Source organism: Scandinavium sp. M-37, assembly GCF_043558715.1.
Taxonomy (GTDB): Bacteria; Pseudomonadota; Gammaproteobacteria; order Enterobacterales; family Enterobacteriaceae; genus Scandinavium; species Scandinavium vulneris_A.
This window is the reverse complement of the sequence record NZ_JBIGIN010000029.1, coordinates 21,343-38,956: the sequence shown is the minus strand read 5'-3', so window position 1 is coordinate 38,956 and position 17,614 is coordinate 21,343. Positions and strand designations below refer to the sequence as shown.

The following is a 17,614-nucleotide window of genomic DNA, read 5'->3' as shown; positions in this document are numbered from 1 at the left end:
AAACACGACATGTTGCTGTTTTTTGCCCCGGGAGCCGTGACCCCCGGGGCTGTTATGACTAGCCGGTAATAATGTGGTTCTGTTGCAGCAGCTCCGTCAGATTGGTCTGGACGTTGTCCAGAGTGATTAAGGCCGTTGAGTGATAGGTAGAACCCCCGCCGTCACGGTCGACTGAAATCACCGTGTTAGACCCATTGGTGGTGACCTGGATGAAATTCCCGAGCGTAGACCCTTGGTGATCCCAGCCGGTTAACAGTGCGCTGACGTCAACTTTGTCACCCTGTGCGAGATTGAAGTTGGTCCAGTTGTCACTGCCGTTGCCCCCGGTGGCATCCGCCGCGTTCAGCAGGTGATAAATCATCGTGTCGCCGTAGGCGGACCCGGTGACCACGTCATGCTGATCGGTACTGAGCATCTGCGGATTCATGTTGATGGTCAGGGTCGCAGTATCGGTATGACCATTGTGATCGTTCAGGGTGTAGGTGAAGGTCTCCTTGCTGTTTATCGATGACAGCGCTACGCCGTTGTTCAGGGTGTAGGTGTATGACCCGTCGAGGTTAAATTGCAGCGAGCCGTACTTGCCCAACACCGTGGCACTGCTGGCACTCGCCGCAGGATCCAGCGAGGCGGTACTGCCGCCCGCGCCGATGATGCTCAGGGTGGTATGCACGCTCGCCAGTTGGTCGGAGGCCCCAGCGGATTCACTGCCGTCAAAGATGTTGCCCTGCACCGAACTGCTGCCGCTGGTTTCAAAGATATCCAGATGCGAGGTGGTCCCGGTCAGGGTCGGGGTGATGGTGATATTGCCTACCGCCAGCCCGGTCAGGTTCCCGGTGAAGGAAACGGTGTAATGTCCCGCATCCAGCTCCAGCCCGTTGAGCGGCACGGAGATGGTGTTATTGAGCAGGCTTATCGATCCCGCCGGAATGGTGCCGGACGCCAGCGTGTTGCCGTTCTCAATGATTGACCAGGCAACGCTCAATCCGCCGAGTGATACCAGTGAAGCTATCTTGAAGGTCAGCGTGGCGTTCAGCAGTGCGTTATTGCCGGTGATATCAAAGCTGCCGCTGCCGGAGCCTTTATTACCCAGCGTGGCGATGGTCGCCGAGCCGAGTGAACCGTTGCTGTAGGCGAGCGTGTCCTGCACTGCGGTCACCGCCATCACCGCGCTGGAATCGTTCACCGCATCCAGCACGTGTGGTGTTGGCGTGATGTTCAGCGACGCTGTGTCGGTATCGCCGTTCGCCGCTTTCACGGTGTAGACGAAGCTGTCCGGGGTTTTGATGCTGTCGGCCCCAACGCCGTTTTTCAGGGTGTAGGTGTAATTTCCTTGGGCATTAATGGTCAGGGTGCCATACAGCCCATTAATGGTGGTAGTGCCGGTCGGCGACACCGCCACGCCGTTCACTTCAGTTAGCAGCGCCCCGGCTGGCAGCACATCGTTGCCCAGCACGTTACCCGCAGTGCTGGCGGTGAGGCTGTCCACGGCGTAGGTGTGATCCTGCAAAATGTTGAGGGTATAACCGGTCAGCGCGGTTACGCCGCTGGCGGTATTCAACAGGAACACGTATTCACCGCCGGGCAGGGTCAGGGTCAGTTGGCTTGACTGACCGCCAAGCAGCGGCGCGTTCAGCCAGCCTTTTTGCACCTGATACTGCTCGTACTGTTGCGTGATATCGTTGAAGCGGTAGATGTAGAGGTCGAAGGTTGAGGCCAGCGCCACCCCGCCCACCGACGATTGCAGCGTCATGGTGCGGGTGCTGCCATCTTCCACATCAAACTTGATAGGGTTGCTCATGTCGGCGAGCACGTCGAGGCTCAACACGTTGCCCAGACCGACGCCCACCACCGTAAAGCCCGACTGCGACGACGCCCCGTTATTGACTGCTTCCACGTCGGTGTTGAACACCAGCGAAGCGCTGTCATCGGCGGTAACCACGGTACTGGCTGGCGGAACCGGGCCGAGGGTCACTACCAGCTGCGCCGAATCGCTGACGCCGTTGTGGGTAATGGTGTAGGTGAAGCTCTCTTTATGACCGAGCACCGCCGCCGAGGTGTTGGTCAGGGTGTAGGTGTAGCTTCCGTCCTGGTTAATGTGCAGCGTGCCGTACAGCCCAACGATGTCTGCCCCGCCCGCGCCGACCGTGGTCACGACGCCGTTGGCGTTGGTCACCTGCGTCACCGTGGTGCCGGTTGGGGCGTTATCCAGCCCGCCGGTCGGATCCTGATCGGTGATAACGTTCCCGGTTTCCGTGGTCGGGCCGCTGACCGATCCGGCGCTGGTTTTATGCACGTCCACATCAAGGCTGGTGTAAGACCCGGTCGCCAGCAGGCTTGAGTTGTAGGTCAGGACGCGATATTGCCCGCCGGTAAGGCCGGTTAGATTCAGCGTCACGCCGCTGCCGGTCAGGGTCAGCAGGTTTGCGAAATCCGGATTACTGGTGTTGATGAAGGTCTGCCACGACCCGCTGGCGGTATCGAATTTCTGCACCACGATTTCCTGCGTCGAGAGCAGAGACAGCACGATCCCGGTGGCGGCCGCATCAATGGTGACATCCCCGGAGCCGCCGTTGTCGATGTTGAACGTCACCTGCGCGGTGTCGTTCCCCAGCACCGACGCCACGTTGCCCAGCGCCCCGACCAGCAGTAAGCCGTAGTCGGTGAGATGCTCGGTGGTGGTGGTCGCGGTGGAGGTCAGCGCCAGGTTGGTGATGTTATCCCCCGCCGACAGCGGCAAGAGCGGCGCGGTCACCGAGCCTGGGCCGGAAGTATTCCCGGCGACATCGGTCGCGGTGGCCGTTAGCAGCTGGCCTTCAATTTGGCGAACTGGCAGGGTGAGCGTCCAGTTGCCATCACTGCCCGCGGTGGCGGTCAAGGTGCCCGCACCGTTCGGCAGGGTGATGGTCACGGTGCTGTTGGCTTCCGCTGTTCCGCTGAGAGTGCTGCCGTCGGCGCTGATGGTGATGCCCGGTGCCGATGGGGCGGTGGTATCAATGTTAATGCTGATGGATGACGATGCTGCACCCGTCCCGTTGGCGTTGGTCGCCGTGGCCGTAAAGGCGTGGCTGCCTTCGGTCATGTTGGCGGTTGGGGTGAAACTCCATGCGCCGCTGGCATTTGCCGTGGTGGTGCCCAGCAGCACGCCGTTGTTATAAATAGTGACCGTCGAGTTAGCCTGCGCCAGGCCGCTGAGGGTCGGCGTTGGGTCGTTGGTCAGTTGACCGTTGGCAATTGACCCAGTGTAGTTGGCGACGTCATCCACCACGCTGGTGATGGTCGGCGCATCCGGCAGGCGAGTATCCGGCGCGGTGAACGGGGTGGAACCTCCGACGTTGCCCGCTTTATCCTGGGCGAAGGCCAGCAGCGGCTGACCGCTGGTTTGCGCCGGGGAGAGGGTGACCGTAAAGGCTCCGGTGCCGTCGGCGGTGGCGGTTCCCAGAACCGTGCCGGTGCTGCTGGTGATGGTCACGGTACTGTTGGCTTCAGCGGTGCCGGTAATGCGTGTCCCGGTGCTGTTCGCCGCCAGGTTGGTTGGTGCGCCTGGGGCCACGGTATCCACCACAATTGCGGCTGCGCTTGAGGTGGCGCTGAGGTTGCCCGCCGCATCAGTAGAGGTCACGGTATAGCTGTGATTTCCCTGAGACAGCGCCGCAGTTGGCGTCCAGGTCCAGTTACCTGACCCATTGGCGGTGACGGTGGTAACCAGCGCCCCGTTATCGTAAATGCGCACGGTGCTGTTGGCTTCCGCCGTGCCGTTCAGCGTTGGCAGGGTGTCGTTGGTTGGCTGCCCATTGCCCACTGCGCCAACAATATTCGGCACATCGTCGACGATAGTGGTGATGACAGGCGTCACTGGCAGGGTGGCATCCACCACCACCACGAAACTGCCGGTTGCCGGGCTGATGTTGCCCGCGGCATCGGTGGCGGTCACGGTCAACGTATGCGAGCCATCGGTAAGCGCAGTGCCCGGCGTGAAACTCCAGGTGCCGCCCGTCGCGATGGTGGTGCCAAGCAGGGTTGAACCATCGTAAATACTGACCGTGCTGCCCGCTTCGGCGGTGCCGGTCAGCGTCGGTTTGTTGTCATTGGTGAGCTGGCCGTTGGTCAGCGTGCCGACCACGCCGCCGGTCACATCATCCGACACCGTCTGCAATACCGGAACCACCGGGGCCGAGGTATCGATAGTGATGGCAAAGCCCGCCGATGATGGGCCGAGGTTGCCCGCCGCATCCGTGGCTCTGGCGGTCAGGGTGTGTGGCCCGTCGCCCAGCGTGGAGGTGGTGACAATCCAGTTGCCCAGCGCATCGGCGGTGGTGGTGCCGACCAGCGTGGTGCCATCGTAGATGTTCACCGTGGCACCGACTTCCGCCGTCCCGGTCAGGGTTGGAGTGTTGTCGTTGGTGCTTTGGCCGCTGATGATGGGCCCGGTGACCGGGGTAACATCATCGGCAAGTGAGGTGATCACCGGTGCCAGCGGAGCCTGCGAGTCAACCACGAAGGTAAAGCTGTTGGAGCTGAGGCTGACGTTGCCCGCCGCATCAGTCGCGGTCACGGTGATGACGTGACTCCCCTGCGAGAGGGCGCTGGCCGGGGTCCAGCTCCATGCCCCGTTCCCGTCGGCGGTGACCGTGGTCACCAGATTACCGCCATCGTAAATTTTGATGCTGGCGTTGGCTTCGCTGGTGCCGCCGATCGCCGGACGGGCATCGTCGGTCACCGCCCCGGTGGTCAGATTGCCCGTGACCGGGCCCTGATCGTCAAACACCGTGGTAATGGTCGGGATGGTGGGGGCTGCGGTATCGACGGTAAAGCTGCGAATGGCAGAGGCAGGGCCGGTATTGCCCGCCGCATCGGTGGCGGTCGCGGTGATATTCCAGGTGCCGCTGGTCAACGCGGTGGTTGGGGTAAAGCTCCAGTTGCCCCCCGCGTTAACGGTGGCGGTGCCGATAACCGTCACGCCGTTGTACAGCGTAATTGTGGAACCCGCTTCGCCGGTACCGCTAATGGCTGGACGGGTTTCGTTGGTGCTGCCGCCGTTGGGCACTACGCCAATCACCGGGGCGGTGTTGTCCGCCACCGAGGTGATAATCGGTGCGACAGGCACGGTGGCATCCACGTTGACGGTGAAACTGCCGGTGCTGGCGCTGACGTTACCCGCCGGATCGGTCTGGCTGACGGTCAGTTGATGTATCCCATTGGTCAGCGGCGTGGTTGGCGTCACGCTCCACGCCCCCGTGCCGTCCACCGTGCCGCTGCCGACCAGCACGCCATCGGAGAAGACTTTAATGGTCGCGCCTGCTTCCCCGCGCCCGTTGAGGGTTGGCGTGGTGTCGTTGGTCAATTGCCCGTTAACCAGTGGCCCGGTGACACCCGGCTGATCGTCGACCACCGTCAGCAGCGTCGGTACGGCTGGTGGGGCGGTGTCGATAACAATCGGGAATGGGGCTGACTGCACGGTGGTATTGCCCGCCGCATCCGTCGCGGTGACGGTCAGGTTATGAGCGCCTTCGGCCAGGGCCGTCGGCGCTGGCAAACTCCAGGTACCGGTTCCGTCCACTGTGGCGGTGCCGAGCACGGTTCCGTTGTCATACACGGTAATGGTGCTGCCGATTTCCCCGGTGCCGCCGATGAGCGGCTGGGTATCGTTGGTGGCACCGCCCGATGGGATCGCCACCGGCAGCGTGCCGTTATCGTTCGCCACGGAGGTGATCGCCGGGATAATCGGGGCGACCGCATCAATGTTCAGCGTGAAGATCCCGGAAAGGGGTCCGGTATGTCCGGCGGCATCCGTCGCGGTCACCGTGAAGTCATGCGAGGTGCTGGTGAGATCCGCCGTCGGCGTAAAGCTCCAGTTCCCGCTGCCGTTGGCGGTGGCAGTGCCAATGGCTACCCCGTTATCGTAAACGGTGATGGTGGCATTCGGTTCGCCTACCCCGTTCAGCGTTGGGCGCACATCGTTGGTCAACTGTCCGCTGCCCAGGGTGCCTACGTTGGCCGGAACGTCGTCCGTGGCATTGGTGATGAACGGTGCCAGCGGGGCGGTTAAATCGACGGTAATGGTCGTTGGCGCAGAAAGCCCGCCGGTGCCCTGGCCATTACTGGCCGAGACCGTAAAGCTGTGCGGCCCTTCCAGCAAGTCGGAAGGGATAGTAAAGCTCCAGTTACCGCTGCCGTCAGCCACAACGTTGCCTGCTTCAATCGGATTGCCATCGATGTAAATATGTACGGTGGCGTTGGCTTCGGCGGTGCCGCTCAGGGTTGGTGTGGTGTCGTCGGTGCTGCCGCCAGGGGCGACCGGGCCGACGACCGGGCTAACGTTATCGAGGATCTGGCCGATCACCGGCACATCCGGCAGGCCAGAGTTAGAGGCGGTGAAATCGACGCCACCACTCTGATTACCCGCCCGATCCTGATCGATGGCGGTCAGCGTTTGTCCCGCGGTTTGCGCCGGAGAGAGGGTGACGCTGAAGTTACCGCCTGCATCCGCTGCGCCTTGACCAATCACATCTCCCGCGGCGTTCTTGATGATCACCGTCGAGTTGGCTTCCGCCGTTCCGCTCACATTGGTACCGTCAGGTGAAACCAGATCAACCACAGGCTCGGGAGGAGGAGCAATATCCACGGTGATGACAATCGGGGCGGTCGGGGCCGTTTCCTCAGCCCCGTCTCGGGTCGTGAAGGTAAAGCTGTGCTGAGTTTCCGTCAGCGGATCGACCGTCAGCGTCGGGGTCGGGAACGACCATTGCCCGTTGCTGACCACCGCCGTACCCAATTCGACGCCGTTATCGTAGATAACTACGGTAGTGCCATTCTGACCGGTTCCGGATATCACCAGCGTCTGGTCATCGGTAAACATCCCGTTGGTCAAATTCCCCTGAATCACCCCAAGATCATCGGCGATTTGCTCCACGACTGGCGGCAGAAGAACCGCGGTGTCGATGGTCAGGGTGAACGAGTTTGACGTGCCGCTCGGGTTGCCCGCTTTGTCGGTCGCCACCGCCGTGAAGGTGTAGGTGTTGTCCGTCAGCGTACCGAGCGCCAGAGACCAGTTCCCGCTGCCATCCGTAATGGCGGTCCCCACCAGGGTGCTGCCATTAAAAATGCTTACCGTGCTGCCGATTTCGGCGGTGCCGTGCAGAACCGGGGTGTTGTCGTCGGTGCTGCCGCCAGTAGTGACCTGGACGAGTGGGCCAACGTCATCCTCGGCATAGCTGATCACCGGCGCGTTCGGAACATCGGTGTCAATCGTGAAACTGACCGATGGCGAATGCGCACTGGTATTGCCTGCGGGGTCGGTGGCGGTGGTGGTAATGACGTAATTCGGCAGGGGCAGCGGGGAGCCAGGCGTCCAGCTCCAGTTGCCGCTCTCGTTGACGAGAGCAGTACCCATGATATCCGTGCCGTTGTAAATCGTGATGGTGCTGCCCACTTCACCCGTTCCACTGAAGGTAGGGGTCGTGTCGTTGGTTGAACCGTTATCGGCGATGTTTCCGACCACCGGCAAGACATTATCCGTAACCAGTGGGGCGGCCGGGATGTCAGGGGGGGTAAGATCGATCTGCACTGAGAAGCCGCCGGATATTGGGCTGGTATTTCCCGCCGCATCGGTGGCGGTGGCGGTGATCACATGCAGCCCTTCAGTCAGGCCGGTGCTCGGCAAATAGCTCCACGCGCCGTTGCCGTCGGTCGGCACCGTCGCCAGGAACGCGCCGTTGTTGTACAGCGTGACGGAGGAATTAGGTTCGGCGTTACCGCTCAGCAACGGCTCCGTCTCCTTGGTCACGCTGCCGTTCGCCAGCACAATATCGCCGTTGCTGCCTTCAATGGTGGCCGACACAATAATCGGCGCATCAGGCGCAGTGGCATCCACTTGCAGGGTAAAGCTTGCCGGGGCGCTTTCATTGCCTGCTTCATCCGTGGCCGTAGCGGTCAGAACATGCGTTTTATTGTCCGTCAGCGGCAGGGGGGGCGTGAAGTCCCATTCCCCGAGGCCATCAACCGTTACCTGGCCGATGGCGACGCCGTTGTCGTAAATAGTAATCACTGAACCGATATCGCCGGTCCCGGTCAGGTGCGGCTGGGTTTCATTGGTCAACTGCCCAGGATCGAGCGTCGTGCCCCCGGCTGTCGTGACGTCGGTTAAGCCGGGCACGGCTGGCGCGGTGGTATCCAGGGTAAAGGTCCAGGCCGCCGAGTCGGTCGAGGTATTGCCATAGTCATCGCTGGCGTTGACCGTCAACGAATGATCGGTCCCTGTGAGCGGAGTGGTAAAGGTGTAGCTCCAGGTGCCCGATGGCGTGACGGTGATATTGGCGACAAAATCCCCGTTATCAAACAGATGGACAACTGAGCCAGGCTGGCCGGTGCCGCTAATGGTTGGCGTGCTGTCATTGGTCAGCCCGGTATTGGCGACAGGACCGAGCATCCCCGGGGCATCGTCATTGACCAGCGTAATGGCCGGAACCAGGGGAGCCACGGTGTCGACCAGTATATTGAATGGCGCAGAGCTGCTGCTGTTACCGTCAGCATCGGTGGATTTCACAATAAACTGGTGGCTGCCTTCAGACAGCGGGCTGTCAGGGGTAAAACTCCAGTTGCCGCTGCCGTCGAGGATGGCGTTGCCGAGCAGATTACCGTTCTCATAGACCTGCACCGTGGAACCCGCTTCGGCTTTACCGGAGAGGGTGGGCTGTGAGTCGTTGGTGGTGTCTCCGCTATTGAGGGCACCGACGATACCCGGCACGTCGTCTGTCACCTGCAGGATAACCGGTTGATCCGGGGCGGTGATATCCGGCGCATCGGCAAAGCCAGGCTGGCTGGTGTTGTTTGCCAGATCGGTGGCGGTCACCGCCAGCGTTTCACCGTTATCCTGGGCAGGCGTCAGCGTCAGGGTAAAGTGGCCTGCGGGATCCGCTTTGCCAGTGCCGACCACGTTGCCATCCGGATCTTTCACAATAACCGTGCTTCCGGCTTCGGCATTGCCCGTCAGCTGCGTGCCGTTGGCGTTGACGACCAGGCCCGATGGCACATCCGGGGCGGTGGTGTCAGGTGCCACCACGCTGGCGGGCTGGCTTGGGTTATTCGCTGCATCGGTGGCGATTGCCAGCAAACCCTCACCGTTGAGCTGCGGGGTGTCTAACGTCGCGACGAAGTTTCCACTGCCGTTGGTGACACCGGTGCCTATTACGTTGCCGTTGCCATCGGTAATAGTGATGGTGCTGTTCGGCTCAGCCTGGCCGGTGACGTGCAGACCATCAGGCGTGACCACCAGACCGCTCGGTGGATTCGGGGCGGTGGTATCCGGCACGTTAAATGTTTCTGGAACACCGATGTTAGCGGCTTTGTCGGTCACGCTAACCGTCAGCGATTCGCCGTTGGTTTTGGGGGTACTCAGGGTGATTGAGAAATTACCGCTCTGATCGGCGACGGCGGTGCCGAGCGTGTTGCCCAGGCTGTCTTTCACCACCACGGTGCTGCCCGCTTCGGTTGTCCCGGTCAGGGTCTGACCCTGACTGACCACCGCCAGATTGCTCAGCGTTGGCGGCAGGGTATCGATATCCACGGTGAAGGAGGTCGACGGCCCGCTGGTTCCGGCCGTATTTGTGGCGGTAGCGGTAAAGGCGTGATCGCCATCGGTGAGCGGCACCAGCGGAGTAAAGCTCCAGTCGCCATTGGCATCTGCGGTCACTGGTGGGGCTAAAGGAATGCCGTTATCGCTGATGGTAATGGTGGCGTTCGGTTCCGCGGTCCCGGTCAGCGTCGGCGTATTGTCGTTGGTGTCTCCGCCGCTGGTGACGTTCCCGGTTGATGGCGCGAAATCGTCAGTGACGGTAACGATAATTGGCTGAACCGGGAAGCCGGAATCTGAGGCGGTGAAGTCGGTTGGCTGCCCGACGTTCCCGGCTGCATCCTGAATGCGTGCTTCAAGCGACTGGCCCTGCGTTTGTGCCGGGTTGAGCGTGACTTCGAACACACCGCTGCTGCCCACCACCACCGATCCCAGCAGGACGTTATTACTGTCGTAAATTGATACCGTACTGCCGGCTTCTGCGGTCCCGGTGACGGTCGCGCCGTTTTCGGACACATCGGTAATCTGGGCCGGATTAGGTGGGGTTGTATCCACGGTGAACGTCGGGGACAGCGTGTTACCGCTGACGTTCCCGGCCGGGTCGGTTTGGGTAATCACCAGCGTATGCGGCCCGTCAGCTAAAGGCTGCGACGGGGTAAAAGTCCAGTTGCCGTTGGCATCGACGGTCGTGGTGCCCAGTTTGGTCTGCCCATCATAGACGGTGATGGTGTCGCCCACTTCACCCTTGCCGCTTAGCGTGGGCCGGGCATCATCGGTGAGAGAACCGCTTTGCAGCGGGCCGACAATGGTCAGAACATCGTCGGTGACGGCGGAAAGCTGTGGCGTATCAGGTGCAACGGTGTCGATGGTCAGCGTGAAGTGGGTGGACTCCAGGCTACGACCCTTCAGGTTAAAGGCAATCGCGGTGAAGGAATGGACGCCCTCCGATAAAGCGTTGGTGATGGCAAAGTTCCAGGTGCCATCGTTGCCGACGAGGGCGGTGCCAATCTGATGCCCGTCCTGGAAAATATGTACCGTGCTGCCAGCGGTGCCGGTGCCTTTCAACAACGGCGTGTTGTCATTGGTTATCTGATTATTGCCCAGAGGGGTTGGCGTTGCGCCGTGATCGTCCAGCGCGCTGAGAATCACCGGGGTGGCAGGCAAGTCGACATTCGGAGCGGTTACTTCGGCATTTGGTCCGGTATTACCCGCTTTATCGGTAGCATCAACGGTCAGCTGTTCCCCGCTGATCTGGGGTTTATCGAGCACAATCGTAAAGCTGCCATCGCTGCCCGCGGTGCCTTTACCAATGACGGTCCCGTCCGGACCTTTGACTACAACGGTGCTGCCTGGCTCGGCTTTACCCGTCAGCGTGGTGCCGTCAGGGGAAACAGCCAGATTAGTTGGTGCGGTAGGCGGGGTCGTGTCTGCGGTGCTGCCGCCACCGTTGCCGCCGTTTCCTCCATCGCCGTCACCATCACCTCCATCACCTCCATCACCTCCATCACCGTCACCGCCATTATCACCACCGCCGTTTCCGTTGCCATCTCCATCGCCATCGCCGCTTCCGTTGCCAGAATTGTCATCGGAACCGCCACCACCACCACCACCGCCGCCGCTTCCGGCGGCAATGCCAATCCCTGCGGCTACCGCGACACCGCCCAGAACCCAGGGCCAGATAGCGCCGCCGTCGGATTGCCCTTCGGCAACCATGAAGCCGTCAAGATTTTCGATTTGTTGGAAATGAAAATCACCGGCGGTGTCCTCTACCCACCACAATGCGCCGTGGCTGTCTTCGAGCACCAGTTGGTTGGTGCCCTGCGGATACTCGGCGTAAAAGTTGTGGATCGTCAGGGTTTCGCCTGTGTGAAGCTTGATAACCATGTCCTGGCCAGAGCGCGTGATAGAGGCGATATCCGATCGCTCAAGCTGAAGCTTTACCACGGACGGGGCAGAAAGGGTGACTTCTGTGGCTTCGACATTGCTGGTGACGCCGGTCAATTCAGAAATGATAGAAAAAGGACGCATGGTTATCACTCCATCCAAATAAAGTGGTACTACCGTTTATGCAAGCAAGGTAAACGCCGCACGATAAAACGTATTCCCGCAGTTAATGCCTTAAATGGGGTTGCCCTTGTCTTAAATTTCGGGCGCACAAATCCATTGCCCGTCAAAGCAGGAATTAAAAAATAGTCTTTACCGGAATACGGACGAATTATTTTGGGATGAAAACCCCTGTTTTTTATCAGCTTAAATTTGCTGGGTACTGATCATGATATAGACAGGAACGAAAGATTGTGCAAATTAAGCAGGGGTTAAGTGAGCTTTAGCAAAAGTGAACAATTAGTCCTTTTTCCTCCAGGTGATCCGACCTGCTTGAGAAAGTTGCCCGAAAAGACGTGATGTGATTTGAGTTTAATACGTTGATCTATAGAAGATTGTGTTGCCGTAAGGGAAGATGTACTTTGCAGGGGAATAGTGAGAATGGTTACCATCTCTAATGGTTTACACGCTTGGAGAGTGTGATAAATCTCTCAGTTTTCTTTTCACTCTTCAGCGTAAAAGTCGTCTCAGAACCTATCGGCTAATGTTAAATAATAACCCATAATAAGTAGGTGCAAGATTACATGATATATCCTTAACAATATAAAGAGAGTCGCTGCCTACTTAATTATTAACGTGGAGTATTGCCGGAAAGTTTATTAAGGGGGAGAAAAGAGAAGGGTTGCACCTGTAGAAGATCCTGTCCCATAAAAGCAATCATCCCGACAGTGTGAGTCACCGTTGTCGGGATGGTTTTAGACTAAGGATATTTAGCGTCCGGCATGCTTCATGATGCGGGCTTTATCGCGCGCCCATTCCTGATCTTTCAGGTCGGAGCGTTTGTCGTGCTGTTTCTTACCTTTAGCCACGCCAATCTTCACCTTACACCAGGCATTCTTCCAGTAAAGGGAGAGCGCGAGGACGGTGTAACCTTCGCGATTGATCGAGCCAAACAGGCTATCGAGTTCGCGTTGGTTAAGCAGCAGCTTACGGGTACGAGTAGGGTCGCACACGTAGTGGCTTGAGGCGACGGCCAGCGGCGTGAAGTTAGCCCCAAACAGGAAGGCTTCACCGTCTCGTAGGATAACGTAGCTATCGCTGATGTTGGCTTTACCCGCACGCAGGGATTTGACTTCCCAGCCCTGCAGGGCCAGACCCGCTTCATACTCATCTTCGATAAAATATTCGTGACGGGCGCGTTTATTCAGCGCGATAGTGGCTGATCCAGGTTTGTTTGATTTTTTCTTAGTCATAGTGTCCTGAAGTCATCTTTTCTGTACATTGCCTCAATCCTCCCGCGAGGCGCAATGGGCTATCTTAGCACGAGTTGCGGCACAGCGTTTTTTTTAACACCCGATAAATGATATTATTTGCGCGATGACAGTGAGTGGAAATTGCTATGCCTCAGATTAGTCGTACTGCGCTTGTGCCTTACAGCGCGGAACAGATGTACCAACTCGTGAATGATGTGGATGCCTATCCTGAATTTTTACCCGGCTGCACCGGGAGTCGTGTACTGGAGGCCGGACCGTCGCAAATGACGGCGGCGGTTGACGTATCAAAAGCGGGTATCAGCAAAACCTTTACGACCCGCAATACGTTGACCAGCAACCGGAGCATTTTAATGCATCTGGTGGATGGTCCGTTCAAGAAACTGATCGGCGGCTGGACGTTTACCCCGCTTAGCCAGGACGCCTGTAAAATTGAATTCAACCTCGATTTTGAGTTCACCAATAAGCTGATAGAAATGGCGTTTGGTCGGATCTTCAAAGAGCTGGCCTCAAACATGGTGCAGGCGTTCACGGTGCGTGCCAAAGAGGTTTACAGTGTCGGCTAAGCTCACCGTGGAAGTGGTTTACGCCTTGCCGCAGAAGCAGTACCTGCAAAAGGTTTCCCTGGACGAAGGTGCCACCGTTGAGCAGGCGATTGTTGCCAGCGGTGTGATGAAGTTGCGCCCGGAGATCGATCTGAGTAGCAACAAAGTCGGCATCTGGAGCAGGGCAGTCAAATTGCAGGATCGGGTGCATGACGGCGATAGGGTAGAAATTTACCGCCCGCTCATTGCTGACCCGAAAGCGCTGCGTCGCCAGCGGGCAGAGAAATCCGCAAAATAAAAAAGCGCTCAATGAGCGCTTTTTTTACGTCTGTAGCGGGCTGAATTACTTCGTCAGCGCCGGTTTGTTGTCGATGTTAGTCAGCACACCGCTGCTGTTAAAGGTCAGCGTCAGCGTCTGCTGAGTCACCTTCTCATGGCCCGGTTCCTGACGGAACACGTAGAACCAGGTATTCGTTCCGAACGGATCGGACATCATCGGGGTGCCCAGTGCATAGGCAACCTGCTGTTGTGTCATGCCGACACGAATTTTTGCGACGTCGTTAGGTGCCAGATAGTTACCCTGGTTGATGTCAGGACGGTAAACCACTCGTTCCAGAGTGGAACAGCCTGCGGTCAACATCAGAAGAACCGCTGCGGCAGCAGTCAGCATTTTACAGCGCATAGTGATTTCATTCCTTTTCGGGCCTGAGCAGTTCACGGCTCAATTGTCATATGCCGATGATAATAGACCTTGCCGGACATTGAAACTGGTCTTGTGGCGTTTTGTTGTTGTCTATGACCCTGAGTTACCGAAAAAGTTTATGCCGCCAGCAACTCTTTGGCATTTGCCAGCGTATTACGGGTGACTTCGCTGCCGCCGAGCAGACGGGCCAGTTCCTGCAAACGGGCGCGCTTATCAAGCGGCTGCATGTGCGTTTCGGTCATCGCCCCATCGGTTTCTTTGCTGACATAGAAATGATGATGCCCACAGCCTGCCACCTGCGGCAGGTGGGTGACGCACATCACCTGAGTGGACTCGCCAAGCTGGCGCAAAAGTTTACCGACCACCGCCGCCGTCGGGCCGCTGATACCCACGTCGACTTCATCGAAGATCAGCGCCGGGGTTTCCATTTTACGCGCCGTGATCACCTGAATCGACAGCGCAATACGGGACAACTCCCCGCCTGAGGCCACTTTGGCAATCGGCTGCAGCGGCTGCCCCGGGTTGGTGGTGACCCGGAACTCAATGCGATCCGCGCCCTCTGCCGTCAGATGGTTCTCTTCGAAGCTGACATCAATCGTGAACTGGCCATGAGGCATTGAGAGTGAGTGCATGCTGTCGGTAATCAGCCCGGCTAATTCTGTTGCGCTGGCGACACGCAGGGCGTGCAACTGCTGGGCGGTTTCCAGCGCCTGCTGGTGGTGTTTGCTCACCGCCAGGGCCAGGGTTTCCGCAGAGTCGGCTTGGCAGTCAAGCTCTTGCTGTTCATCGAGCAGGGCCTGATAAAACACCGGCAGCTCTTCTGGGGTGACATTGTGCTTACGTGCCAGCGCAATCTGGCGCGAGATGCGTTGCTCCAGCTCAAACAGGCGGTTTGGATCGAGGTCGAGACGATCGCAATAGTGACGCAATTCATCGCTGGCTTCGCTCAGCTGAATGGCTGCTTCTTCAAGCATCTCGAGCACGCTGGAAAGTTTAGCGTCCATGCTGGTCAGTTCACCCACCAGTTGGCGGGCGCTGTACAGCTGGCTTTGCAGATTCGCGTCTTCACCATCTGCCAACAGATTCAGCGCCTGCTGGCTGGTGCTGATCAGCTGGCCACTGTTGGCGAGGCGCTTGTACTCTTCGTCAATTTGCTCAAATTCACCCGCCAGCGGCTGGAATTCATTCAGCTCTTTCAACTGATACTGCAGCAGTTCGGCCCGCGCGGCGCGTTCATGGCTGAGCTGTTGATGCTGAGCCAGGCTGCGGCAGCTCTGATGCCATTGGCGATAGTGTTCCGCCATACGCTGAGTGAGTACCGACTCACCGGTGTAGCCATCGAGCAGTGTTTTTTGATGTTCGGGTTTAACCAGCAGCTGGTGCGCGTGCTGACCGTGGATCTGAATCAGCAGTTGGCCCAGCTCGCGCAGCTGCGACAGCGGCACGGCGGTGCCGTTAATAAAGCCCCGGGAACGCCCGTCGCTACTGATCACCCGACGAAGTAAACACTCACGCCCTTCTTCCAGCTGATTGGCTTCCAGCCAGCGTTGGGCGGCTGGGGTATCTTTCAATGAAAAGCGGGCACAGAGATCCGCCCGGCTGGCACCGGCGCGCACGATATCGCCTTCGGCACGACCACCCAGACACAGCCCGAGGGCATCAATCGCAATAGATTTACCGGCCCCGGTTTCGCCGGTGATGGCCGTCATTCCGCTATGAAAATCGATTTCAAGCTCACGTACGATTGCAAAATTGCTGATGGTCAGTTGTGCCAGCATAGTCGTCTTCCTGTATGAAAAACCATAACTGTGTTTTCATACAGTATAAACTGGTTTTTTATACAGTAAAGAGCTCAGGGCGATTTCAGAACAATTTTTTTGACCAGCCGAGTTTTGAGCTCAACGTGTTGAAATAGTTGTAGTCTTTCGGGTGGATAAGGTTGAGATGGTAGTCGCAGCGGCGGATCAGCACGTCTTCACCTTCCTGAATCGGTAGCGCAATCTGGCTATCACAGCTGATTTCCAGATCCGTGCGCGGGTGCGCAAAGCGCAGGCGAATGGTACTGCTACTGTTGATTACCAGCGGTCGGGCAGACAGCGTATGTGGGAACATGGGCACCAGGGTAATGGCATCCAGAGAAGGCGTCAGAATAGGTCCGCCAGCGGAGAGAGAGTAGGCCGTCGAACCGGTTGGCGTGGAGATAATCAGACCATCTGAGCGCTGAGAAAAAGCAAACACTTCGTCGATATAGACTTCAAATTCAATCATGTGTGCCACTTTGCCCGGGTGCAGCACCACTTCATTTATCGCCGTGCTGATGCGCTTCTGGCACTCTTTTTGGCATACCTGGGCTTCAAGCAGGAAACGTTTTTCGGTGATATAGTGACCTTCCAGTACGTCAGCCAGTTGCTGATGCGCGTTGTCCGGATCGAGGTCGGTCAGGAAGCCGAGATTACCGCGGTTGATGCCGATAACCTTGATATCGTAGCGCGCCAGGGTACGCGCGGCGCCGAGCATATTGCCATCGCCGCCGACCACCACTGCCAGGTCTGCCTGTTGGCCGATTTCAGCCAGCGTGCCGGTGGCAACATTCTTCAGTTGCAGCTCGCGAGCAATCTGTTGCTCAACAATCACTTCGTAGCCTTTGGTACACAACCAGCGGTACAGCATTTCATGTGTGGTCAGCGCGGTAGGATGGCGGGGATGACCGACAATACCGATACACTTGAAATGATTGTTCATTTTCTGGAGGTCCTTGTGACGAATGAATGATGACAATGTGCTTGCTTCCCTTGAATCCCGCAGCACGATCCCCATAATAAGCGAAGTCAGCGAGATGAATACGAAAAAACGCGGAGAAATTCATGAGTAGTAAAGAACAGAAAACGCCTGAGGGGCAAGCCCCGGAAGAAATTATCAAGGACCAGCACGATGAGGTAGAGGCCGTGGAGCCTGAGACTTCGGCTGAGCAGGTGGATCCGCGCGATGAGAAAATTGCGAATCTGGAAGCTCAACTCGTCGAAGCGCAGACCCGTGAGCGCGATGGCGTGCTGCGTATCAAAGCCGAGATGGAAAACCTGCGTCGTCGTACCGAACAGGACGTCGAGAAGGCGCACAAATTTGCGCTCGAGAAGTTTGTGAACGATCTTCTGCCGGTTATCGACAGCCTGGATCGTGCGCTGGAAGTGGCTGATAAAGCCAATCCGGATCTGGCGCCGATGGTTGAAGGGATCGAACTGACCCTGAAATCGATGCTCGATGTGGTGCGCAAGTACGGCGTAGAAGTTGTGGGTGACACCAACGTGCCGATGGATCCGAACGTGCATCAGGCCATTGCGATGGTCGAGTCAGACGATGTGGCGGCGGGTAACGTGCTGATGGTCATGCAGAAGGGTTACACCCTCAACGGTCGTACTATTCGCGCGGCGATGGTTTCGGTCGCGAAAGCGAAGGCGTAATTCCAACGCTTAACCTCTCCCCGCTC

8 protein-coding genes are annotated in these 17,614 nt (G+C 58.2%); 3 read left to right on the top strand and 5 right to left on the bottom strand.

Going from position 1 to position 17,614, the window contains the following annotated elements; translation table 11 throughout:
• Window positions 1–58: 58 nt before the first annotated feature.
• The gene (locus ACG0Z5_RS18380; protein ID WP_394449996.1) at window positions 59–11,596 is read right to left on the bottom strand and encodes a BapA/Bap/LapF family large adhesin; all 11,538 of its coding nucleotides are present in this window, start codon (window positions 11,594–11,596) and stop codon (window positions 59–61) included.
• 785 nt (window positions 11,597–12,381) lie between these two features.
• Window positions 12,382–12,864, bottom strand: a complete 483-nt coding sequence (smpB, locus tag ACG0Z5_RS18375) for an SsrA-binding protein SmpB (RefSeq protein WP_319629048.1) — start codon at window positions 12,862–12,864, stop codon at window positions 12,382–12,384.
• Between the two features lie 146 nt (window positions 12,865–13,010).
• Between smpB and ACG0Z5_RS18370 the strand changes: the two genes are divergently transcribed.
• Together ACG0Z5_RS18370 and ACG0Z5_RS18365 are read left to right on the top strand one after the other, a co-directional pair.
• The gene (locus ACG0Z5_RS18370) at window positions 13,011–13,448 is read left to right on the top strand and encodes a type II toxin-antitoxin system RatA family toxin (protein ID WP_394449993.1); all 438 of its coding nucleotides are present in this window, start codon (window positions 13,011–13,013) and stop codon (window positions 13,446–13,448) included.
• Window positions 13,438–13,725, top strand: coding sequence for an RnfH family protein (locus ACG0Z5_RS18365; protein WP_394449991.1), 288 nt, complete (start codon window positions 13,438–13,440; stop codon window positions 13,723–13,725). Before ACG0Z5_RS18370 ends, ACG0Z5_RS18365 begins: the two co-directional genes overlap by 11 nt.
• Before the next feature lie 45 nt (window positions 13,726–13,770).
• Here ACG0Z5_RS18365 and bamE read toward each other — a convergent pair whose 3' ends face one another.
• The 3 genes from bamE to nadK form a co-directional block, all read right to left on the bottom strand.
• The gene (gene bamE, locus ACG0Z5_RS18360; protein WP_319629045.1) at window positions 13,771–14,109 is read right to left on the bottom strand and encodes an outer membrane protein assembly factor BamE; all 339 of its coding nucleotides are present in this window, start codon (window positions 14,107–14,109) and stop codon (window positions 13,771–13,773) included.
• Between the two features lie 137 nt (window positions 14,110–14,246).
• Window positions 14,247–15,908, bottom strand: coding sequence for a DNA repair protein RecN (gene recN, locus ACG0Z5_RS18355; protein WP_394449989.1), 1,662 nt, complete (start codon window positions 15,906–15,908; stop codon window positions 14,247–14,249).
• Window positions 15,909–15,993: 85 nt separating this feature from the next.
• Window positions 15,994–16,872 (bottom strand): NAD(+) kinase, encoded by an 879-nt coding sequence (nadK, locus tag ACG0Z5_RS18350; RefSeq protein ID WP_319629043.1) that lies wholly within the window; start codon window positions 16,870–16,872, stop codon window positions 15,994–15,996.
• 122 nt (window positions 16,873–16,994) lie between these two features.
• On the opposite strand from nadK, the gene grpE reads away from it, so the two are divergent.
• A complete protein-coding gene (gene grpE, locus ACG0Z5_RS18345; RefSeq protein WP_319629042.1) occupies window positions 16,995–17,588 on the top strand; it encodes a nucleotide exchange factor GrpE in 594 nt (197 codons plus the stop codon).
• The last annotated feature ends 26 nt before the right edge of the window (window positions 17,589–17,614 follow it).

What these genes read in the sequence shown, in the direction of transcription:
- ACG0Z5_RS18370 (WP_394449993.1), top strand. Translation starts at nt 13,011, where the DNA reads ATGCCTCAGATTAGTCGTACTGCGCTTGTGCCTTACAGCGCGGAACAG.
- bamE (WP_319629045.1), bottom strand. Translation starts at nt 14,109, where the DNA reads ATGCGCTGTAAAATGCTGACTGCTGCCGCAGCGGTTCTTCTGATGTTG.
- recN (WP_394449989.1), bottom strand. Translation starts at nt 15,908, where the DNA reads ATGCTGGCACAACTGACCATCAGCAATTTTGCAATCGTACGTGAGCTT.
- ACG0Z5_RS18380 (WP_394449996.1), bottom strand. Translation starts at nt 11,596, where the DNA reads ATGCGTCCTTTTTCTATCATTTCTGAATTGACCGGCGTCACCAGCAAT.
- nadK (WP_319629043.1), bottom strand. Translation starts at nt 16,872, where the DNA reads ATGAACAATCATTTCAAGTGTATCGGTATTGTCGGTCATCCCCGCCAT.
- grpE (WP_319629042.1), top strand. Translation starts at nt 16,995, where the DNA reads ATGAGTAGTAAAGAACAGAAAACGCCTGAGGGGCAAGCCCCGGAAGAA.
- smpB (WP_319629048.1), bottom strand. Translation starts at nt 12,864, where the DNA reads ATGACTAAGAAAAAATCAAACAAACCTGGATCAGCCACTATCGCGCTG.